The sequence below is a fragment of the Paenibacillus sp. 01T431 genome (assembly GCF_056398625.1).
In genome coordinates, this window is record NZ_JBFTPT010000039.1 from 1 (window position 1) to 21,888 (window position 21,888).

At 43.5% G+C, this 21,888-nt stretch carries 19 protein-coding genes and 1 tRNA gene; 8 read left to right on the top strand and 12 right to left on the bottom strand.

Going from position 1 to position 21,888, the window contains the following annotated elements; genetic code table 11:
- Nucleotides 1–296 precede the first annotated feature (296 nt).
- From AC1DM9_RS33920 to AC1DM9_RS33940, 5 genes are all read right to left on the bottom strand, one after another.
- Nucleotides 297–800, bottom strand: a complete 504-nt coding sequence (locus AC1DM9_RS33920) for a CYTH domain-containing protein (protein WP_477584422.1) — start codon at nucleotides 798–800, stop codon at nucleotides 297–299.
- 21 nt (nucleotides 801–821) lie between these two features.
- Nucleotides 822–1,586, bottom strand: a complete 765-nt coding sequence (locus tag AC1DM9_RS33925) for an AAA family ATPase (RefSeq protein WP_477584423.1) — start codon at nucleotides 1,584–1,586, stop codon at nucleotides 822–824.
- Nucleotides 1,587–1,630: 44 nt separating this feature from the next.
- Complete coding sequence (locus tag AC1DM9_RS33930; RefSeq protein WP_477584425.1) at nucleotides 1,631–2,788, bottom strand: YecA family protein; 1,158 nt, start codon at nucleotides 2,786–2,788, stop codon at nucleotides 1,631–1,633.
- 225 nt (nucleotides 2,789–3,013) lie between these two features.
- On the bottom strand, nucleotides 3,014–4,129 hold the full coding sequence (locus AC1DM9_RS33935) for a slipin family protein (protein WP_441886832.1): 1,116 nt from the start codon (nucleotides 4,127–4,129) through the stop codon (nucleotides 3,014–3,016).
- Between the two features lie 520 nt (nucleotides 4,130–4,649).
- On the bottom strand, nucleotides 4,650–6,068 hold the full coding sequence (locus AC1DM9_RS33940) for an RtcB family protein (RefSeq protein WP_477584427.1): 1,419 nt from the start codon (nucleotides 6,066–6,068) through the stop codon (nucleotides 4,650–4,652).
- Nucleotides 6,069–6,462: 394 nt separating this feature from the next.
- Here AC1DM9_RS33940 and AC1DM9_RS33945 point away from each other — a divergent pair, with 394 nt between their 5' ends.
- The 3 genes from AC1DM9_RS33945 (at nucleotide 6,463) to katA (ending at nucleotide 10,125) form a co-directional block, all read left to right on the top strand.
- A complete protein-coding gene (locus AC1DM9_RS33945; RefSeq protein WP_477584429.1) occupies nucleotides 6,463–7,776 on the top strand; it encodes a helix-turn-helix transcriptional regulator in 1,314 nt (437 codons plus the stop codon).
- On the top strand, nucleotides 7,763–8,581 hold the full coding sequence (locus AC1DM9_RS33950) for a WYL domain-containing protein (protein WP_477584431.1): 819 nt from the start codon (nucleotides 7,763–7,765) through the stop codon (nucleotides 8,579–8,581). The genes AC1DM9_RS33945 and AC1DM9_RS33950 overlap by 14 nt, the downstream gene beginning before the upstream one ends.
- A gap of 86 nt (nucleotides 8,582–8,667) precedes the next feature.
- A complete protein-coding gene (gene katA / locus AC1DM9_RS33955) occupies nucleotides 8,668–10,125 on the top strand; it encodes a catalase KatA (protein ID WP_076271792.1) in 1,458 nt (485 codons plus the stop codon).
- A 234-nt stretch (nucleotides 10,126–10,359) separates the two neighbouring features.
- On the opposite strand, the gene AC1DM9_RS33960 is transcribed toward katA, so the two are convergent.
- The 3 genes from AC1DM9_RS33960 to AC1DM9_RS33970 form a co-directional block, all read right to left on the bottom strand.
- Nucleotides 10,360–11,097 carry a WecB/TagA/CpsF family glycosyltransferase gene (locus tag AC1DM9_RS33960; RefSeq protein ID WP_477584434.1) on the bottom strand — a complete coding sequence of 246 codons (738 nt, stop codon included), beginning with the start codon at nucleotides 11,095–11,097 and terminating at the stop codon, nucleotides 10,360–10,362.
- Between the two features lie 155 nt (nucleotides 11,098–11,252).
- Nucleotides 11,253–11,912 carry a bacillithiol biosynthesis deacetylase BshB2 gene (gene bshB2, locus AC1DM9_RS33965; protein ID WP_430063693.1) on the bottom strand — a complete coding sequence of 220 codons (660 nt, stop codon included), beginning with the start codon at nucleotides 11,910–11,912 and terminating at the stop codon, nucleotides 11,253–11,255.
- 23 nt (nucleotides 11,913–11,935) lie between these two features.
- A complete protein-coding gene (locus AC1DM9_RS33970) occupies nucleotides 11,936–12,280 on the bottom strand; it encodes a YojF family protein (RefSeq protein ID WP_076271788.1) in 345 nt (114 codons plus the stop codon).
- Between the two features lie 369 nt (nucleotides 12,281–12,649).
- Between AC1DM9_RS33970 and AC1DM9_RS33975 the strand changes: the two genes are divergently transcribed.
- The 5 genes from AC1DM9_RS33975 (at nucleotide 12,650) to AC1DM9_RS33995 (ending at nucleotide 16,801) form a co-directional block, all read left to right on the top strand.
- Nucleotides 12,650–14,347, top strand: coding sequence for a methyl-accepting chemotaxis protein (locus AC1DM9_RS33975; protein WP_477584436.1), 1,698 nt, complete (start codon nucleotides 12,650–12,652; stop codon nucleotides 14,345–14,347).
- Between the two features lie 71 nt (nucleotides 14,348–14,418).
- Complete coding sequence (locus AC1DM9_RS33980) at nucleotides 14,419–14,643, top strand: hypothetical protein (RefSeq protein ID WP_076271786.1); 225 nt, start codon at nucleotides 14,419–14,421, stop codon at nucleotides 14,641–14,643.
- Nucleotides 14,644–14,732: 89 nt separating this feature from the next.
- Nucleotides 14,733–15,593, top strand: coding sequence for a DUF4358 domain-containing protein (locus tag AC1DM9_RS33985; protein ID WP_477584438.1), 861 nt, complete (start codon nucleotides 14,733–14,735; stop codon nucleotides 15,591–15,593).
- Nucleotides 15,594–15,696: 103 nt separating this feature from the next.
- The gene (locus tag AC1DM9_RS33990; RefSeq protein ID WP_477552055.1) at nucleotides 15,697–16,185 is read left to right on the top strand and encodes a sigma-70 family RNA polymerase sigma factor; all 489 of its coding nucleotides are present in this window, start codon (nucleotides 15,697–15,699) and stop codon (nucleotides 16,183–16,185) included.
- A complete protein-coding gene (locus AC1DM9_RS33995) occupies nucleotides 16,178–16,801 on the top strand; it encodes a hypothetical protein (protein WP_477584440.1) in 624 nt (207 codons plus the stop codon). Before AC1DM9_RS33990 ends, AC1DM9_RS33995 begins: the two co-directional genes overlap by 8 nt.
- 2 nt (nucleotides 16,802–16,803) lie before the next feature.
- On the opposite strand, the gene AC1DM9_RS34000 is transcribed toward AC1DM9_RS33995, so the two are convergent.
- From AC1DM9_RS34000 to AC1DM9_RS34015, 4 genes are all read right to left on the bottom strand, one after another.
- The gene (locus tag AC1DM9_RS34000) at nucleotides 16,804–17,883 is read right to left on the bottom strand and encodes a hypothetical protein (protein WP_477584442.1); all 1,080 of its coding nucleotides are present in this window, start codon (nucleotides 17,881–17,883) and stop codon (nucleotides 16,804–16,806) included.
- Nucleotides 17,876–19,639, bottom strand: a complete 1,764-nt coding sequence (locus AC1DM9_RS34005; RefSeq protein WP_477584444.1) for a class I adenylate-forming enzyme family protein — start codon at nucleotides 19,637–19,639, stop codon at nucleotides 17,876–17,878. The genes AC1DM9_RS34000 and AC1DM9_RS34005 overlap by 8 nt, the downstream gene beginning before the upstream one ends.
- 157 nt (nucleotides 19,640–19,796) lie before the next feature.
- A complete protein-coding gene (locus AC1DM9_RS34010) occupies nucleotides 19,797–21,296 on the bottom strand; it encodes a DHA2 family efflux MFS transporter permease subunit (RefSeq protein WP_339207089.1) in 1,500 nt (499 codons plus the stop codon).
- A 444-nt stretch (nucleotides 21,297–21,740) separates the two neighbouring features.
- Nucleotides 21,741–21,816: transfer RNA gene (locus tag AC1DM9_RS34015), tRNA-Val, on the bottom strand.
- Nucleotides 21,817–21,888: the final 72 nt, after the last annotated feature.

Here is a 21,888-nt window from a genome sequence, read left to right on the forward strand (position 1 = left end):
ATTAGGCACGCCGCCAGCGTTCGTCCTGAGCCAGGATCAAACTCTCCAAATTGGTGTTTGAAATGCTCATTACTTTTTTATCGCTTTTCTCACGATTCGTTAGAATCGTAAGGGCAGTTATTACTCGTTGTTCAGTTTTCAAAGAGCAAACTTTTCTATCGTTTGTCTTGCTTGTTTTGCTTGTCGACCGCGTGTGTCTCTCGGCCAGAAATAGAATATACCATGTACATGCCTAAATGGTCAAGCGTTTAAATAAACTTTTTTGAAAAAACTTCATTTCTATCATAAAACCATCTTTATTCCGTTCCTTTACGCTGCAGTTCACGCCAAACTTTCTTGTTGCTGTACTGACGCTCTGAGCTAATATCCTTGCCAAACCATGCTGGTGCAATGAAAGCATTGGCAGATGCTTCGGAGTCAAACTCAACCTCAAGCACCGAAAGCTCGATTTGGTCATAGGTATCAATCTCAATGATTCGGTCGTTCCATTTTGCAGTCACTCTGTTTTTCGTCAATGGTATGAAACCAAAAGCGTTTACTACCTGTTCATAAATACTGTTAGAAATCGAATATTCAATTTCCTCACGTGATAGACCGTTGCCTAGCTTAAAGGTATGTGTGAATGAAACCTTGCCGCTCGCCAGATCAACAATTCTCCGAACACGAAGTTCTTGATTGTCGTCGATAGCCAAATAGGTTTGTTCTATTCTTTGCTCGGAGAGCACCAGCAAATCGTTTTCTTCTATTAATGCAGTTGGAAACGCCGGCAGCAAAAACTTGCGTTCAATTTCTAATGACATGTATAACAGCTCCTTTTTATATTAGTCTTCCTCCAAGAAAAGCTCATCCAGCATTCTTTCCCTATTGTTAATGAACCTCTTCATAAGCATATAATGATCGGTTTCCTCGAGAGCGGTACGCTCAATCCCTTCAGCAGTCAAATTATAAATCACTGCATCCGGATAAGCCATTAGAATCGGAGAATGTGTTGCGATAATAAATTGAGAGTGCTTCCCTACGAGCTGATTAATTCGTGCAAGCATCGCCATTTGGCGGAAAGGAGAAAGTGCAGCCTCCGGCTCATCCATCATATAGAGACCATTACCGTTAAAGCGGTGGAGGAACGTTGCAAAAAAGGATTCACCATGCGATTGCTGATGGAGCGACTTCCCGCCATACGAATCAATAATGCGTGGTCCACTGCCAAGCTCACGGTCCATTTGGTCAATATTAGTCGCCAAATTATAATAGCTCTCCGCTCGAAAAAAGAACCCATCCCTTGGTTTGTTTACGCTGCGTACAAGCCTCAAATGCTGATGAAGTTCTGAATGCGTAGCTTCTGTAGAAAAATTAAAGTTAATCGTTCCGCCTTCTGGATTGAATCCGAGTCCAATCGCGATCGCTTCCATCAGCGTAGACTTGCCCATTCCATTTTCCCCAACGATGTATGTTACTTTCGGATGGAACTCCAGCTCATCTAAACTCCGGATAGCACTTAAATCAAACGGATAAGAATCGAAGGAGGGTACTGTCTCCCGAAGGAGCTTAACGCTTCTTAAATAAAGACCATGCTGGCTTTGTCTCATCCTGTACGCCTCCAAGTTCGATTATGCCTTATCTGATTCTACTATTAACCGCAGCACTTTTTGAACTTTTTCCCGCTTCCGCAAGAACAAGGTTCATTACGTCCGACTTTTTTCTTTGCTTGCATATCGATTACTTCCGCTTGAGCAGCTGGCTTAGGTGCATTATTCAGCACCATGCTCACGTTTGCACGTTTCTCCGCTAGTTCTTCTGGGGAATAACCTTTGATGGCCCATTGCTTCGTGCTATTCATTAATGGAACGAGCAAATCGGTAATATTCCTCATTGTCTCCGAATTAGGAATTTCAATAAAGTTCTGCGCCAGCTCAATAACAGAAGCTAAAGAATCTCCGTTTCTCGCAGCATCTGTACATTCCTCAGCCATCAAATCAGCTTCTTCACGGTCAATCTCATAACGCTCTAGTACAAAACGGACTAGATTCATATAGTGACTGTTTCTCTCCACATATTCTGCTTCTCCAGCTTTCAAAAGCTGCTGCTTCGTAAATGGACAAAAATCCAGATCATGTCTAAGGTCTCTTTCTTTCACAATAGCCTCAGGATCTACTACCCTATAGTCTGATATGTAGCCACTCTCTTCAATGAAAAATTGCTCATAGTAATCTTGGGCAGCAAACAAAACGTTCATAATATCATATTGAGCAAGAGGATGATCATCCTCTGAGATTACAAATGATTTCAACTGATCTATCGTCATTGTTCCATAATAATAGAGTAGGCCCTGCGTTAACCGTATCCATTCCGTGTTTCGATTAAGAATGGGCGTTTCCTTTAAGAGGTCCCCTGCTTTAATGAATTCCACCAGTTCGGCTGGCATCATCACAACACGCTTGCCATCTACCGTTCCCGGAAATAAAATACCACGCTCAAGGAAATAAGTATACTGCTGCAATTCAAGAAGCGGCTTGTCCCAAATACCTTCGTTTTTCACTATTTTCTGAACAAGCTTCAATCTATTATGATCAAAGCAACGAGTTGCCATTTGTAGATTGTCTGGTATCAGCTCTGAAAGCTTCTCCACAAGCCCCTGCTTATTGAGCGAGCTTAGGTTGCTAATATCCAAATTCGTACGTATTCTAGTTAATTGCTGCTTCGATAATGTGCTTAGCGCATCCGCATAAGACAGTGGATAGGTAAGCGGCGGCCATAATTTTTCCTGTGCTTTATCTTGCTTTGTTGTCATAATAATCTCCTAACTCGTAGATGTATTTCATGCTCTTCTATGAATTATGAGTGGTACACTCAAAAGACATGCAGGTTCAAAGATAACAAAAATCGAAGATGGAATCAAACAAATCTGTTACTAATTTCATCACAAAATGTAAACTCAACCTATAAATTACGGATTCAAACCTAAATAAAAGCCTCACAGATCATCAAGCGATCTACGAGGCTTATTCAAAATCTATCATGATTTATCCATACCTTTTACACTTAACAGCGAATTAAGCTGCTCCAGTAAATTACCGCCGCCAGTGAGCGAGATAGTCCCGATTTTTTCGCAAATTTTCTCCAGAAACTCAAGCTCTTTCAGACGATAGAGTGTGCCGTTCTCATCCATTAGCTTAGCGGTATTTAGCAGGCTTCTAGTAGACGCTGTTTCCTCTCTTCGTGTAATGAGATTGGCTTGCGCCTTCTTCTCAGCAAGCAGTACCGTATTAAGAATGTCCTTAATATCACCCGGCAAAATAATATCTTTGAGGCCAGCCGAAACGAACTGTACACCGTAATGCTCTTTCTGCTCATTCAGACGTGTAAGTACAAAATTTGCGATTTCTTGCTTCATGCGCAGCAGATCGTCCAGCTTTAGAGTACCGACATATTCGCGCAAAATAAGCTGCAGCAAAATGTATACCTGCTCCTCGAACGACTTAATCTGAAATGCTTTTAGCGGGTCAACAACCTTGTACTGGCACACAAAGTTCAGCCGCAGCGTCACCTTGTCCTCCGTCATGATCTCTTGTCCAGTCATGTCCAGCTGAAGCTGGCGCAGATCAACCGTCTTCACCTGCACACTCGTTGGTCCTTTCCAGAAATAATATTTTCCCGGACGAAGCTCGCGCTGCAAAACGTTATTAAAAAATAACAACCCCGTTTCATAGCTTGCCACCTCGAACACTTGCATAAAGCTTTGCAGCCTCGACAGCAGTGATCTATCGATCTCTGATGTCAGTTCTGGATTCCGAATGTCTATACGGATAAATGAATGTTTTTTCATTACATTCCAGAATCCATAAAGCCCTGGTGTCAGCAATGCGGCAAATTTGCCATCCTCAAAATGCAGTACATACTCATAATCCTGCACATCAGCTATCGTCAGCTGCTCGGCAAGCTGCTCATCGTGGAGAAATAGCTTCAACTCCATATTTGGAACAGCGAAACGCTTCGCAATATTTTGCAAAATAACGGTATCGTCAGAAAATGATGTATGGCGATATACGCCCGGCTGCAAAAGCTTTATGTAACTGCCTTTTTTGAAAAGCAGACCTCGTTCATCGTTCTTGATAATCACTTTTTTAAACATGATTTAACACCTCTTTACACGGTTTGGTTGATCTTTGGAACAGGAGCGCTCCTGCGGCTAGACCGGAATCCGGCTTGAGAAGGGAGCAGAGCAGCTTTACAGCTTCGTTGTCGATAGTCGAGCTCGGATTCACTTTCCATCTGTGCTCGTTCTATGTCTTACTCTGCTATAAGAGGCAGCTGGCTCCAATCGGTATCCACCGATTGCATAGGTTTTGCTGCAGTGATTGTGCCGAGGCATCGTCTGAGTGCTCCTGCTTAAGATCAGATCTACAACATTAGTTCTCCTTTGGAGGGAGTCAGAGTGCTCCGAAGAGCTTTTCGCGGATTAGGCGATTGACAATAGAGGGATTAAGTCCACTCTATCCTGTGGGAGATTAAGACGATATGAGCGATACAGTATACAAGCGCATAGTATGCGCATGCACTGCGGGATTTTTAGAAATCCCAGCCAAGGTACGCCATTCGTACATGAACCTCATCTATTATTGAAGTTATCTTTAATAGCGATTTAATAAAAGCTAGGTGCCTTTTATAGCAGCCATCGGCTTGCATTTGGCTACCACGGCAGCTAAAGAAGCGCCAACAACGCTGTCGATGATCTGATCTACGTCTTTATATGCCTGTGGGCATTCATCGAGAATGGCCTGCAAGGAAGCATGGTTGACGAGTATTTCATCATCCGTCCCAACCTTCAGCGATTGTTCAAACTGATCAACCGTCACCATTTCTTTCGTAGCTTTTCGCGATCTCGCCCGCCCCGCTCCATGGCAAATAGAATAGAAGTTTTTGAGTCCCTCTTCCTTGCCTACCATAATATAAGAGGAAGTTCCCATAGAGCCTGGGATGAGCGCGGGATGTCCCGTCTCCTTGTACACCGGCGTATTTAGAAAATGTCCCGGCGGAAGCGCACGCGTTGCCCCTTTGCGATGGACGAGCATCGGCTGGTTGCGGTGAAACTCCATGAGCGCGTAGTTATGCATCAGATCATAGAGAACCGGCATTTCTGTACTTGCTCCGAACACTTCCTGAAAAGCTTCACGGACACCGAATGCAATCATATGACGGTTGCTTACGGCGAAGTTGAGTGCAGAATACATCAGGTTCAAGTAGGTCTGACCTTCCTGACTCGCAATCGGGGCATAGATCAGATTAGGGTCTGGATTGCTAACTCCCCACTGATTCATCGCTTCCTTAATAACCTTATTGTGTTCGCGTCCAACCATTCCGCCCCATGATCTGGAGCCAGAGTGAATCATGACGACAACCTGACCGTCGAACAAGCCCCATTTTGCCGCCACATTTGCGTATTCCTCATTTATCTCCAAATACTGAATTTCAATGAAGTGATTGCCACTGCCGAGCGATCCGAGCTGCCCACGCGCATATTTCATAATTTTCGGAGGCAGTTGATTTAAATAGGTATGGTCGAAGCCGAACTGGGATTGCTCCACATGCGTCAGCCATTGCTCATTTGGCACATATTTCTCAGGCAGACCCTTCAAGCCATGCTGTACCACACTCATAACATCGATATCGTCGTAGTTCGAGTTCTTACGCTCGTTAGTCGGTACGTATTTCTCGATTGCAGCGATCAATGCTCTACGAATATTTTTGTCAGCAAGCTCACGCTTATGAAGTGATGTTGTATGAACGCGCATCCCACAGCCGATATCAGAGCCGACAATAGAGGGAGATACACAGCCATTTTTCATATTCCAGACCGCAGTCGTCCCAATGCAGGTTCCAATGCCAACGTGGGCATCAGGAGTATAGCTCATATATTGATTTCGAGGAATTTGCAAATTGTTGTTTGCCATTTCATATACTTTGTCCCCAAAGGCTTGGAGCACATCTTCATTCGCAAATACGTGGAGTGAGCCATGCTCAAGCTCCATTTCATGATGATTGCCTCCATGTTGCTTATGCTGCATTATCATCGTAATACCTCCCGTGCTTCAAGCTATACGTTTCATAACTCGTTTGCTTGCTCGCTTCTTATGAGCTTTATATTGCCTGATTTTGGAGACCGTGAACATGGTGCAAGTATTACGAGTAAGCAAAAACGCAATTTGCTTCCTCTGGATGCTAATGAAGCTTTGACGAAAAAATAGAAGACTAGTATTAAAAACAATATACTTTCTTATATTTTAAGCAAAAACGCAATTTGCTTCCTCTGGATGCTAATGAAGCTTTGACGGAGAGATATAAGCCTAATATAAGAATTAAATTTATATACTCTTATATCTGGAGAAAATTTTCCTTTTTGTTCAAATTTGCGCTCTTCCTGTTAAGATAGAAAAGAAGAGCGCTTATGATCGGAGGAATACATAAATGGCAAAAGAAAGCTTTGATAAAGAGATCCAGTTTTTGCGGATGCTCGTTCTTACGAGCGGCGCATATAATCGCCAGCAGTATGCGGACAGGCTGGGCATCTCCATCCATACCTTCGATAAAACGATCAAACGTCTGAAAGAGGTTGTGAATAGCGTTTACCAGCAGCTGCCTGAGGATAAAGGCAAGGAGTTTGCCGAAACCATTCGTTACAGCTATCTTGATTCTTCGGAACCGATGCTTCTGTTTCTATTTCGCGCCAAATCTCTAAAAGAATCAGAGAGTCAGCGCCTCTCCTTATTGCTTGCTGCTATGCGCGAGAAGTCATTCACTGCAATGGAGCTCCTCGATCTATGCTGCAGCAGCATGCCGGAAGAGCTTTCGCTGCCAGACGAGAAAACGATACGAGGCGATCTAAAATATTTAGAGCAGGTAGGCGTCATCAAAAAAGAGCCTGGAACGCGGCCTTTTCGCTATCGGATATACAATGATTTAGTGCAGCAGCTCTCACGCGATGAGCTGCTCGATCTATATGACTTTGTAGACGTTATGGCAAATACCCAACTCCCCTCCGTACAGGGTTATTTGTTGCGTGATGGTCTGAAGAAATACATGAATCGGAATCAGGTCGATTACGGCTCGGTTGAACCCTTCTTATATAAGTACCACTATTACTCTCGTATTTTGGACGAGGCTCATCTCTTTACTCTGCTTGCTGCGATACGTCATCGGCGCTCGGTCAGCTTTCTCTATTTTTCGCCGAAAAAAGAAACCAGCTACACCTCCAAAAATACGAATCCATTATTTGAGCGCGATACCGAAGGACAGCAGGAAACGCTGCTCCCTCTAAAAGTTGTTTACGATCATCAATATGGCCGCTGGTACCTGCTTGGGCATCATGCCCGCTACGGCATTAAGAAATACCGTATGGAAGGCTTAACGCAAATTTCGGAGGAGGAAGCGGCCCCGGAGGCACTGTTCGAGTCCAAAAAAGATGAGCTGGAACAGCGGATTAAACATAGCTGGCTAATTGATACGGGCAAACCTGTTCTGGTGCGGGTTCGCTTCTTTCATCCCGGACCTCATATCCCAAGCTTCGTGATGGAGCGTGTTCTGCTTCAAGGACAATGGGGCACTATTTTGGAAGAAAGTGAAGAATCTTTCATCTATGAAATCGAAGTGAACGGAACGATTGAAATCAAGCCTTGGATTAGGAGCTTTGGCTCAAGCTGCGAGGTGCTTGCTCCCATGAAGCTGAGACAGGAACTGATTGAGGAATGGAAGGAGATAAAAAGCTACTATGAATCCTTTTGAGAAAATATTCAACTATCAGATTTTATCCAAGCTGGAAGGCTCAGGTACGTTCATCATGACTGCGCATGAGCGAAGTTGGCTGAAGACCATGCTTGAGCATCCCGCTGCTGCGGCTGCTTTGTCTCCAGAATCGCTTATTCAAATGAACACTATATTAGAAGAAGATCAATCCTTGGATACTGGCGGGCTTCTGCATAAGGCAGCTAGTAGAGAGAAACAAGTCTATCATTCTTATATTCGCCCGCTTCGCCAAGCTATCACTAACAAAAGCCTATTATATATAAGCTATAAAATTAAAGGTGACCGCACCTGTACGGAGCAAAGGGGTCTTCCCTATAAGCTGGAATATTCGATGGTCAAACGGGAATGGTATCTGCTCTGGTACCACATCAATCATCGGATGCTCATGAGCACGAAACTTGAGAACATGATCGAGAGCCGCGAGCAAGTCTGTCCGGCAGAATATTACGAGCGACTAATAGCCGCAGTACATGGTTTAATGAAAAAACGCAGCATGAGCGCGCATATTCTTGTTGTCCCCGAATACAATGGAGAGCTCTCACGCATTTTGTATGCTTTTTCTTGCTTCGAGAAAGAAGTCAGCTATGCTGCAGACTCCAACGAATATACGATTCGATTGCACTTCTCAAGCAAAGACAGCGAATACGTTCTTTCAAAAACTCGCTTCCTTGGAAAGCGGGTTCGCATCATCGATGGCGAGCACCTGCGGCGCCGTATGCACGAGTCTGCGACAAAATCCCTAGCACGATATGCACAATTTGACGAAAAATTTTATTTAGAATGATTATAAAATGATATTGATTTCCTCCTATAAAACGGTAACATAAGGTATGAGGCGTAATCATACAAAATCAATGAGGTGAATCTATTATGAGTACTGAGAAGAACAAGCTCACAACTAGCTTTGGCGCTCCCGTTGGAGACAACCAAAACTCGATGACAGCAGGCTCACGTGGTCCCACATTAATTCAGGATGTTCATCTGCTTGAAAAGCTGGCGCATTTCAATAGAGAGCGTGTTCCAGAACGCGTTGTCCATGCCAAAGGCGCAGGCGCACATGGCTACTTTCAAGTTACGCATGATGTCACGTCTTATACGAAAGCTAACTTTTTGTCCGAAGTAGGAAAACGTACTCCTATGTTTATACGTTTTTCAACCGTAGCTGGCGAGCTCGGCTCTGCCGATACGGTGCGCGATCCACGCGGTTTCGCCGTTAAATTTTATACAGATGAAGGAAACTATGATTTAGTCGGCAATAATACACCCGTATTCTTTATTCGTGATGCGATCAAATTTCCAGACTTCATTCATACTCAGAAGCGTCATCCTCAAACCCATTTAAAAAACCCGAATGCGGTATGGGATTTCTGGTCCTTATCGCCTGAGTCTCTGCATCAGGTTACGATTCTTATGTCTGACCGCGGGATTCCTGCTACGTTTAGACATATGCATGGTTTTGGAAGCCACACTTTCAAATGGGTGAATGACCAAGGCCAAGCGGTATGGGTGAAATACCATTTCAAAACAGAGCAAGGTGTTCAAAACATTTCTAATGAGGTAGCTGCCAAAATTGCTGGGGAAAATCCTGATTATCATACCGAAGATTTATTTAATGCAATAGCAAGTGGAGATTTTCCAGCGTGGAAGCTTTATGTGCAGATCATGCCTGAAGAGGATGCGAATACATATCGCTTCGATCCGTTTGACGTAACGAAAGTCTGGTCTCAAAAGGATTATCCATTAATTGAAGTCGGTCGCATGGTGCTTGATCGCAACCCGGAAAATTATTTTGCAGAGGTGGAGCAAGCAACGTTCTCACCTGGTTCATTTGTTCCAGGTATTGAAGCTTCACCGGACAAGATGCTGCAAGGACGTCTCTTTGCTTACTCCGACGCTCATCGTTACCGTGTTGGTGCCAATCATAATCAATTGCCGATTAATCGCCCTGTCGCTCCGGTGAACAATCACCAGCGCGATGGCCAGATGCGTGCGGACGGCAACGGAGGAGCATCGATTTATTACGAGCCTAACAGCTATGGAGGACCAACGGAGTCGCCGGAAAACAAGCCAACTCCGTTCGAAGTGTCAGGAAATGCAGACAGCGCTCCTTTTGACCATCATGACCACTACACACAAGCTGGCGACCTTTATCGCCTTATCAGCGAAGAGGAACGCGCCCGCCTTATTGATACGATCGTCGGCGCTATGAAGCCCGTTGAGAAAGATGAGATCAAGCTTCGTCAGATCGGCCATTTCTTCAAAGCAGACCCCGATTTTGGTCAACGGATTGCCGAAGGACTTGGCTTGTCCATCTCACAGCAATCATAATTTCTTATATATCGCATCATCCAGCCTTGCAGCTTTCGAATCCATTTCGAGAGCCGCAAGGCTTTTTTGTTTGAAGTTATGATGGCTCGGGACGGAATCGAACCTTACATGTTCATTTATGTTCTTTTGATCCTTCTCTTCCATGCGTAATTAAACAAACTGTAAATATTTTATGCGGAATGATGTGATCCAATTAATCTTCCTCCGTAGGTGTAGATTAAGCCATGATTATAATCAGTTTCTATCTTTGAATAACAATGCTTTCATTGCAAAACGAGGTAAAATTAATTGTCTTTTCCATCTAGAAGGCTGCTTTATTAATCGGTAAAGCCATTCCAAATTTATCTTTTGCCATATTACCGGCGCTCTCTTCACTGTTCCAGCGATCGTATCAAGGCTCCCGCCAACGCCAATAGCAACTCTAGCATTTAGTGTGTTTTTAAACTTATGAATCCAAAACTCAGCTTTAGGGGCGCCTAGAGCAACAACTAAAACATCCGGTCTCAAGTTCGTTATTTCATCAACAATTCGCGCCTCTTCCCTATGATCAAAAAAGCCATGATATCTTCCGAGTATAGATACGTTTGGGTATTTCATATTTATTACTTCTGAAGCCTTTTTACTCGTCAACTCACTTGCGCCCAAAAGATAGAACGACCAGCATTTTTTGTTTCCCATCTCCAAAAGGTTAATAAGAAGATCGCATCCCGTAACACGTTCTGGCAGCGGATTCCCCTTTAACCGAGAGACCATGACGATGCCTGCACCATCAGCAGTAAGGTGTGCCGCGTCGTTAATAATGGAACGAAGCTCCGAATTTTGCTGACAAGACATACTGATTTCTGGATTCAACGTCACCACGTGGAAAAGCTCTGTTTTTTTCTCTTTAATAACTTCGTCAATCAAATCGACAGTTTCACCCATCGTTATTTTAGGGATGGGAATGCCCATAATTAGCGAATGATTTTCCATTAGATCCACCTTGGTTTTTTATCCACATTCTAGCATAGATGAGTAACTCAAACTATCTTCCTCTTTCATGCTCTGATGAACTCGCTGCCGATCAAACAGAAAAAAAGCTCTAAGGACAATTCCTTAGAGCTGCTTATCTTATTTATGAATATTTATTAGGCGAATGGGTAGATCCAGAAACGCTCCGTTCCAAAGCGCTCTTGTATTTCCGCATCCTGAAGGGTTTTATTGCCCATTAACTCGGCCGCTTGAAACTGGGAACGATGTGCTTGTATCGAAGCCATTTTTTGATGCAAAAAAGGTTTAATATCATTCACGATTTGAGGTTTCCCAATCGCTTGTTGATGGTTTTTGGAAAAAGCTACGCAATATACAATTGGCCTCTCCGCTTGCGGCAGCCTGCCGACTGTCCTAATGACGGACGCCCCGCATGCATCGTGGTCGGGATGAACGCTGTAGCCTGGATAAAAAGTGTACACAATTGATGGATTCAGCTCCTGAATAAGAGCTTTTATTTGCCCATCCAACTGCTCATGATCTTCAAATTCGAGCATTTTATCATGAAAACCAAGCATTCTCAAATCTTGTATGCCGATGGCTTGGCATGATTCCTCCAGTTCAAGCTTGCGTATAGCGGGTAAAGTGACCCGATTGGCGAACGGGGGTATTCCCATATTTCGGCCCATTTCCCCAAGTGTCAAGCAAGCATAGGTCACATGAGCTCCATCTTGGATATGCTTAGCCAGTGTCCCCGAAACGGAGAAAGCCTCATCATCCGGATGTGGCAGTATAACTAAAATATTATTTTGTCCCACAGAATTTCTAATCTCCTCTCTCATCAGAAGGGTTCCTTGCTTAATTGCAGTGATACGACAAGTTTTCCTTGCCCATCATGGCCTGCCAGAATCAGCCGCTCCGGTTCGTTTTCATCCCAGTGGGTAAGCCCCTCCGAGTATACCCAGCCTTGCGACATTTTCAAGCCAACCCGATAAGGCCCGCTCCCTGCAATCGAACCGTGAGAATAACGAATCACCACATTCGTAAGGAAATTGGCTGCTGGATGCTTTGAGCTGTCGAGATGAGCAGCGTAAGCACCTGTAGTCATTTCAAGATGAATAAAAAGTTCCTGATTTTTAAAGCTATCTATCCTCTGCTGCACCTTTTCTTGATTAATCAGCTGCAACTTTATCCCTCCCCATATTTCAGAAAAACCATATCAATAAATCGGATACTGAAACAATTTTATCATATTTGCACGAAAAGAAATAACGAGTGCTGAATGCTTGCAACTTTAAACAAGAGACTAGTTGATTTCTCAACTTGAACAAGTCATATACTTACCCTTGGTGAATATATATACCTATTATTCGCGTGGTTCTACCGAACTAGATTGTCGAAAGTATATATGATATACTAACTTACAAATTTATAGAACATACACACTAGATTTTACCATTCATATTCTTTCGGAGGCGATCATTACAACAGTAATCCTGCACATCTTGCCAATACCCCATCGCATCTTTTATAAGAATTTTACTGGAGGTTACCTATGAGAAACCTAACGATTAGCAAAAAACTGCTCGGAGGATTTATTGCTATCCTTATATTATTAACTATGATTTTGAGCATTAATTTAACTCAGCTCACATCGCTTAATCGTACATATACAGAATTAATTGAAGATCGAACACAAAAAATGCTGCATATTAAGAACATGGTCATAGCTGTAAAATCAGAGCAGGTTGCCATACGAGTTTACGCCATGCTTGGTGATCAAACGTCGCTAAACGGAATAACTGCTGCTCATGAAAATTATATGAACATCAGCAAGCAGCTGGCATCTACATTCTATACTCCTACAATGATTGACTCACTCAAGCAAGCCGATCTCATCGAAAATGAGTATTTTCAGCTTCTTGAAAAGGTTATCAGTCTCAAAAAGGAGAATCAAGAGAAGGAGTATACCACTCTTCTTGCGAACCAGGGACGCACCATAACAACAAAGATTGAGAAAATTCTTACGGACATGGAAACCTATCAACAAGAGCAGCTGAACATAGGCTCAGCGAAAGCATCCAAACAAGTGGACGAAGTCATCAGCTTCATCATTACACTCGGGATCATCGCTCTTGTGCTTGGCATATCCATCGCTTTGTTAATAGGCCGACTCATCACCAGACCCATTATTCAAGTCGTAAAAGCTGCGGAGAAGATTGCTTCTGGGGATCTTACAGGCAAAGCCATTATTATAAAAAATAAAGATGAAACGGGTATGCTTGCGAGTTCGTTTAACACGATGTCCGATAATCTTAGAGCTTTGATTAAACAAGTTGATTCCAATGCGGAGCAAGTAGCCGCATCCTCAGAAGAACTAAGCGCAAGCGCCGAACAAACATCGCTTGCAACGGAGCAAATCGCGGTCACTGTACAGGATGTTGCCTCAGGCGTTGAACAGCAAGTGAAGCTTGTGAACGAAAGCTATCAGACGATTAATAATATGTCGATTGGATTTCAGCAAATTGCTGAGAATACAGATACTGTCTCTTCCAAAGCTTCCGAAGCGTCAGAGAAGGCAGCTCTTGGGAACGAATCGATTAAAACAGCCGTTGCGCAAATGGGTTCAATAAATGATACGGTCAATGGGCTTGCTTCGGTTATTGCGGAGCTTAATGGACAATCAAATGAAATCAACCAAATTGTTGGAGTCATATCGGATCTCTCCACACAAACCAATCTGCTCTCACTGAACGCTGCTATCGAGGCAGCAAGAGCTGGCGAGCATGGGCGCGGCTTTGAGGTCGTCGCAACGGAGGTGCGAAAGCTATCCGTACAATCGACACAATCAGCTAAGCAAATCGAGTCGCTCATCTCTACGATACAGATTGAAATGCATAATGCTGTTCAGTCTATGGAAGCTGTAACCAAGGAAGTGTTGTCAGGTATTTCCCTTGTTACCACAGCAGGAGAATCTTTTGAATATATACAAAATGCCGTTAATGATGTCGCTTATGAATCCGTGAAGGTTTCCTCGGCTGTGCAGCAGCTAACCGCTGGAGTTGACGAAATTACCGGATCAATGAAAATGATTTCCGAGGTGACCCAAAGCTCCGCGGCAGGCACTGAGCAGGTTATCGCCTCCACGCAGGAGCAGCTTTCCTCTATTGAGGAAATATCCTCTTCTTCTAACGCGCTTGCAAAAATGGCGGAGGATTTGCAGCATAACGTGAATCGCTTCAAAACGAGTTAGAAGAACGAATGTTTTACCTCCGGCTTTTTATGGTATACTGCTACAATATTAATATGCTGGAGGATTGCCTTATGAAAATTTATGTTATTCAATCATTCAATGAGGATGGTTTGGAAAATGTGTATGTAGGCTCAGATGAGGAAAAAGCATTATCGCTAAAAGCAGCTGACTTTGACAACTGCGATGCCCTCTTCGTTGAAATCTGGGAGGACGGCGGCAAAACAGATGATTTCCGCCTTGTAGAATCGCCCGAAGAAGATGAGGCAGACGATACAAATAGTGAAGAGATTCAGTAGTTCCGATCACCAATAACAAGTAAATGTGCAACCTTTTGTCGAACACTGTCGTCTAGTGTTCGACTTTTATTTTTTAAGGAGAGACATACATGCTACATATGAAGAAATCGTTATCCAAAATGGCTGTACTCGCACTCACAGTATCGATGCTCGCTGCAGGCTGCAGCGATGCCGGGAAAGAACCGGCAAAAAATGCATCAGGCAATGAGACAGCGGTTACAGAACAGCCCACCGTACCTCCTGCAACAGAAGCTCCAACGGAAACCGAAGCTCCACCTGCTACGGAAGAACCTGCTGGTGATCAGGCAACAACTGAACCTGCAGCAACTGAAAAACCAACTGCAACTGACACAAGCAAGGAAAATGAAGCTGGCGTAAAACCTTCAGCTACTGCAAAACCGACCGAAAAACCATCAGGTGCAAAACCTGAACAGAAACCGGCTGCAACAGCGAAGCCTACACAAAAACCGACGCAAAAACCAACAGTCAAACCAACACAAAAACCGAGTGCTACACAAAAACCTAGTGCAACGCCTAAACCTCCTGTAAAGCCTTCTACGGACATTAAGGTTTCGGATATCACGACAAAAATTACGACCGATCTTGAATTTCCGATGCTTGGTAATGTAGAAGCTGAGCGTTTGAAGGATGTTTTCGGAACGGATTTTGATGGTCTCGTGACCGAAGGCGTCTACTTGCAGGCGATGATGAACGTTAAAGCTACCGAGCTCGCTATCGTCAAGTTGAAATCCGATAAAAGCTACGATGCTGTAGCTAAAGCTTTTGAGGCACGCGCAGCAGACATTCAAAAAACGTTTGAAACCTATTTGCAGGATCAATATGAGGATGCTAAAAACTACAAAATTGTTAGAAACGGAAACTACGTAATGCTGTCCATCTCGCATGATCAGGATGCAGTAGTGAAGATTTTCAACAGTTTCTTCAAATAATACTTTATTCACAAAAACCTGACCGACAGCGGTCAGGTTTTTTTTATGGTTTTGAAACATTTTGCCTTGGTTGATCGTGTTAGGTGTGAAGGAGTCGACGATCATGCCAAATGAGTATTCAGATGAATATTTAACCCAGCTTGTTCAACGTTACGCGGATATGATAATGCGTATTGCTTTCACCTATCTTAAAAACAACGCAGACGCTCAGGATGTATGCCAAGAGGTATTTATAAAAGTTGTTAAGCTGCAAAAGACGTTCGAGCTGGCCGAGCATGAGAAGGCGTGGATTATTCGAGTTACGATTAACGCTTGCAAGGATATGCTGCGCAGTCCATGGAAAAGATTCTTTTCTCCCATTCGTGATGCATCTATTCCGATCCAACATTCAGACAACAGAGAAGTTGTTGCCCGCGTCTTAGAGCTGGATCAAAAATACCGGATCGTCATTTACCTCTATTATTTTGAAGATTACAGCACCGCAGAAATAGCACAGTTATTGAACAGAAACGAGAGCACAGTAAGAACACAGCTTAAGCGCGCTCGTGAAATGTTAAAAGGGAGCATGATTGGAGGATTCGCTAATGAATAGATACATAAGCGGAATGAAGGAAATTCAGGCTGGCGATGAGCTGAAGAAGCAGATGATTCACTACGTACAGCAGCAGTCAGCGAGAAAACGCAAAACGTTATCCATAAAAAAAACAGCAGCCCTATCGGCCGCTGCTTGTATGATTGTTTTTTTGGTTGTGCTTGGAGCATCCTTACTGCAGCATGAGAACAAAAAAACAGCATTTGGCGGTTTCGTTATTACGGCCTATGCCGCAGATGGCACATCAATTGAGATGAAACCTGAAACTCAGCTTCCGCTAGGAAAATATAGTCCGCTAATGAGCAGTGTACCCGGTTTTCCAATTCGCATCGTTGCAGATGAAGCAGACATCATTGCAATTACCGTTACAGAAGGAAATCTTCTTCTTTGGTCCCCTTCAGACTCCAAGGTCATTCAAAAAGGAAGAAGCATGAAAACTACATCCGGTACCATTGTATACTGGACTCCTCTTGAAGAGGACGAAGAACATTCTCTTAGTCAATCAGCTACGGTTTCAGTAACAGCCCTCGCGGGCAAAAAAGAGCTGGGTCGCCAGGACATTGAAATAAAAACAGATGACGGGCTAAATTATAGCGGAGTGGTCAAAACGCCCTAATCTTAGGATGCCATATTTCTTGTCTGCCGAGCCGAAAACGTTCTTGAGCTTGCACGAAGCAGCATTGTAACAGCTATGCATTCCAATAAGGTCATGAGCATCAGTGTGAAATCCTGCAAAACACTCATACTGTCAACACTCCAGCCTAGCAGAGAAAGATTGGTCCGCATGAATAAGATATGACCAAAAAACGTTACGATGCTGAACAAACTGATTATTTTATGATAAGTCTGAACGGCTGGAAGCTCTATTTTAATCATTCCATAAAAAAGAAGCAGTGTATTCGGCAACATACTGAATGCCAGCTTATAATCTGTTGTCCATTCACTAAATCGAAGCAGCAGCAGCGTCTCCACTACCGTTAAGCCCAATGCAAAAATCAGAATAGGTTTTACTTTTATTTGCATAAGCGATGTCTCATACTTTGCCAGTAATACACCCAAAGCCACGAACGTGAAGCCAAAGCCGATATATCTCGTCGCAAACAAATACAAATAATCGATGTAGGCAGGGTCGATCGCGGGAAAGCTCTCAGCTGTTATACCGAATAACGTTTTTAAGCTTCCTGAAACAAACTGCATGCCAACAAATCCAGTCAGCGTCAATATAAGAGCAAGGCGAATGTATTGCTTTTGGATAAGCCAATAAGCAGTTAATATACCAAACACAAGCGGCGGGATAAACCAAAATTGAACGAATGGTCCGTTTAGGAAAAATGCGATAAACAGTACCTTCGCTTGGATAAAGAGATTTCCTGCCGACCAGCCGTCGCTAATCAGCTTAGGAACGATGCTCTCTGCAACAAACAGACAACAAAATAAGCAATAAACGATACCGATACGCAGCAAATATTTTTGAATATAAAGCCTTGGATTTGCTGCATGGCTCCAGCCTTTATAGGCAAGAAAACCTGCTACAACATAGAAGCATGGCACAACTATTCTTGTAGCAAGACCAGAAAACTGGACAATCGCTTGCCCCGGCATTAAAGCCATATAGCGTAAAAGCATAAGATGCGCTACAAGCACAAGCAAGGAACCCGCCAGCTTGAATAACGTTATCCCTGGATAGTATTTACGCATTTCTTCTCAGCTCCCCTGTCCCATTCAGAACCAACGATTTAATTTCAGCCACTGAAATTTTACCCGTCGGCGAGAGAGGGAATACAGGCAAAAATACATAATAACGCGGCAGCTTAAACGTCGATAAATATGGAGCCAAATCATTTTTCAGCACACTATCGCTTAGAGTCGCTCCCTGCTTCGCTACAATACAAGCGCAAACTTGCTCACCATAAAGCTCATCCGGGACACCTATGACGAATGCATCCTCCACATCTTTATGTCGCAGCAGCACATTCTCAATTTCTACCGGAGAAATTTTTTCTCCGCCTCTAATAATCGTTCTGTGGAGCCTGCCTGTAATCGTTAAATGTTTCCGCTCATCCAGAAACCCTAAATCTCCGGATCGATACCACCCATCTGCCGTCATACAAGCCCTATCGTTAGTCTCGCTTGTGTAACGCATAACCCGATGACTTCGAATCGCAATCTCGCCATGCTCATGCGGCGGCAGCGCCTCTCCCGTCTCCGGATTTAATATTTTCACCTCTACAACCTTATCCACTCTTCCCCCAATGCTGTATGATCCCTTTTCGAATTCCTTATATTGAATGAGTCCGTTTAAAAGATTTAAGTGTCTCAGCAGCTTATAAAGCAAATATAAAATAATATTTTGCCTCCGATTCACGAAACAAGTCCCATTAGCGACTGCACCTGCTTCCGAAGAGCCATAGCTTACCATAAAAAAGTAAAGGTTCAAGCCTTTCATTATTTTTTGCAATATCGTATTGTTAACTGCTGCTGAAGTAAATGCTACCCCTAGCAGTGATTTCAAATTGTAATCCTCTCTTTTTGGAGAAAGTACCATTTGTTGAATCATATATGGCGTACCTATAAGGACTTTACACTTTTCCTTCTCCACCGCTGACAGAGCATTTATGGGATTAAAGTGGCTGAGCATGACCAACCGAATATTGTATGTTTTTAAGCTTGCAAATAATGTACCAAATCCTCCTAGATGATAAAGCGGCAATAAATTCATAACCGAGAAATGACGAGTAAAGCGATCACTGATTTTCATAAGCATGGCAATGCTTTTCTTTGGTTTACCTGCATTTTCAACAGCCAATAAGAAGGAAGCCGTGGAACGCAATACCCCTTTGGGAAGGCCCAGCGTCCCCGATGTATAAAGCAGAATAAGCGGATCACTTGAGACATTCATATCACAGGCGGTTAAAAACAACTGTTCATCTATAGCTGCGCCAAGCAGCCGTAAATCTGAATAGGGCTGAAATAGCTCGTTTGCTTTCCCCTCTTCCTCCAGTACAAAAATATGCTTCGGGAACCAATTCTGATCTACTCCCTCTTTATGTAAATCCACTATTATTTCCTGCATGATCGTTGGATAATGGACATGCTGTCCTTGAGCTCCCATAATGATGGCTGCAGGGCGAGAATCTTTCAAATAATGCTCAAGCTCTTGTTTCTTAGAGTATGTATTAAGCGGAACAATGATAGCGCCAACGCAGGCCGCTGCAAACATCGAAATAATCATTTCCGCCCTGCCAGGCATAATGATTACGATGGAGTCGCCTTTTTTAACCCCTAGTTGAATAAAGCTTTTCGCCAGCAAGCGCACCTCTTCCCAAATCATTAGCCATGTATAATGCTGATCAGCAGCTGGGTAACTGTATGCCACATCATGAGGATAATCTGCTGCTCTTTTTTGCAACATATACGGAATGGTGTCCCCGCTCAAGCTACTTTTGTTTATCATTGCCTTTACCCCCGTGTCTATAAAATAAACCTATTATTGTGAAGTGTCATACTGTGAACATTTATAATATAACACCGAGTCGGTTCTTAATAAAGAACAATTTTATAAAAAAAACGTCGAAAGGGCTTTTATAACAGCTCTTTCGACGCAATACTTATTATTTGGCAGAAACTGGGGATGGTACTGGTTTTGTTATTGTTTTTTCTTTTACCACGTTGCCCTTGATGTCATCCTTACGCTTCGCCTTGCCCACGAATAAACTAAGCGGCAATGCGACGACTGCTACCAACGTAGCAACAACATATACATCGTTAATGCTCATCGTGAAGGACATCATTTCAATGTGCAGCTTATCAACATCGCCAGCCTTCATGAAGTCGGTAGCATGTGTAATCGACCTTGATGCAAGCATCGTTGTAAAGATAGCAATCGCGAATGAGCCAAACACGTTACGCGTCCAGTTCGTTATCGCAGAAGCATGCCCCGACAGCTCCGCTGGGATTTGCTCCATTGCGGCGTTGCTTGATGGCATTACGACAAGTGCTATCCCGATGTTACGAACGATCATCCACCAGATGATGTAGGCATGCGATACATCAAGACTTAGCCAGCTTAACGCCAGCGTACCGATTGTCAGCAGCACAATACCGCTAGACATAAGCCAGCGCGGACCAATGATGCCGTACAGCTTGCCGACAACGGGCATAAGCAGTGCCATTGCCAGGGAAGCCGGCAATAAAATCATGCCCGTATCCATCGCGGATACATGCTGTATTCTTTGAAGAAATACGGGTGTGAGCAATGTTCCGGAATACAAGCTGATTGTTATAATATTAGCGATAATGGCATTAAGCGTAAAACGACCATTTTTGAATACGCGTAGATTAAGCAGCGGCGTTTCAGCCCGCAGCTCTCGCCATATAAATAGTATCAGTGAAATGCCGCCGATTACGAACAATGAAACAATTTTCCATGAGCTCCAGCCCCAGTTATGGCCTTGCCCCAGTGCAAGCAGCAAGGATGAGCTGCTCATGATAACCGTTAGGAAACCTAGCAAGTCGAAGCTCTTCGGAACGTTCATCCGATAATAAGGAATGTATGCATATACGCAGCCGATTGCGATCAGGCCGATTGGCACGTTCATCAGAAACAGCCAGTGCCAATTCATGTTCTCCAATATCCAGCCGCTGATTGTAGGTCCAAATGCAGGAGCCAGCATTGCAGATAGTCCCCAAAATGCGATTGCCATCGCCTGTCTATCTTTTGGAATGATTTGATAAATGATCGACATTGTTGCCGGTATAATTAAACCGCTGAATGCCCCTTGCAGTACACGGAACAAAATGAGCGAGCCTTCGCTCCAAGCCGATGCACACAATATTGACGTTAAGGTAAACCCAATTAATGAGAATAAGTATAGTCGTCTATAGCTGAATCTCTCCCCTAAATAACCAGCAATTGGAGCTGTAGTTCCCATTGCGAGCATAAAGCCAGTTAACGTCCACTGAACGGAGCCCAGAGTCGTATCAAAATGGTCCTTCAAAATTTCGAGCGCCAAATTTATCGTAGCCGAAGCCAATACGCATAAAAAGGACCCGATAAAAATAGCAGTCATTACTGGCCAAAAACGCACTTTCATGCCTTCTGCTTGGTTCATCTGTTTGTTCCACTCCTTATATATTTACTTTAGAACTTAACTATTATAGTTTAGCGCTAAAGTAATTTCAATGAAAATTATTATATTGTAAAATTTTTCTTTTAACCCCTGTTGTAGGACTCGTTTCATGCCGTCTCCATTCGGCTGTGGGAGCAACCGTAGCGCTTTTGAACAACAGGTCCAGCTTCCCTGTTTCTAGGCGTCCATACCCGGCTGTGGACGTTGTAATACAGCACTAGGCATCAATGAATCTTCAATCCTGTAACTGATCAGCTGAGTTACGCCCCTTGTACGCAAAATAGGGCTGCCTACTATCCATTTCCCAGGATAGAGGGCAACCCTTTTTATATTCGTTCATATGAAATTAACGTATCTCCAGTGAAAAGCTGTTCTGAAAATAAAAAAACATTGTTCACAAGGAACAATGGCATGTTAAAAAAGTAATGGTGGAGGATGACGGGATCGAACCGCCGACCCTCTGCTTGTAAGGCAGATGCTCTCCCAGCTGAGCTAATCCTCCATGGAAACACTAAAACCCACTGCGAGTGGGAGTCTTGCTTCATTGTGCGTTTTGCACATTGAAAACTGGATA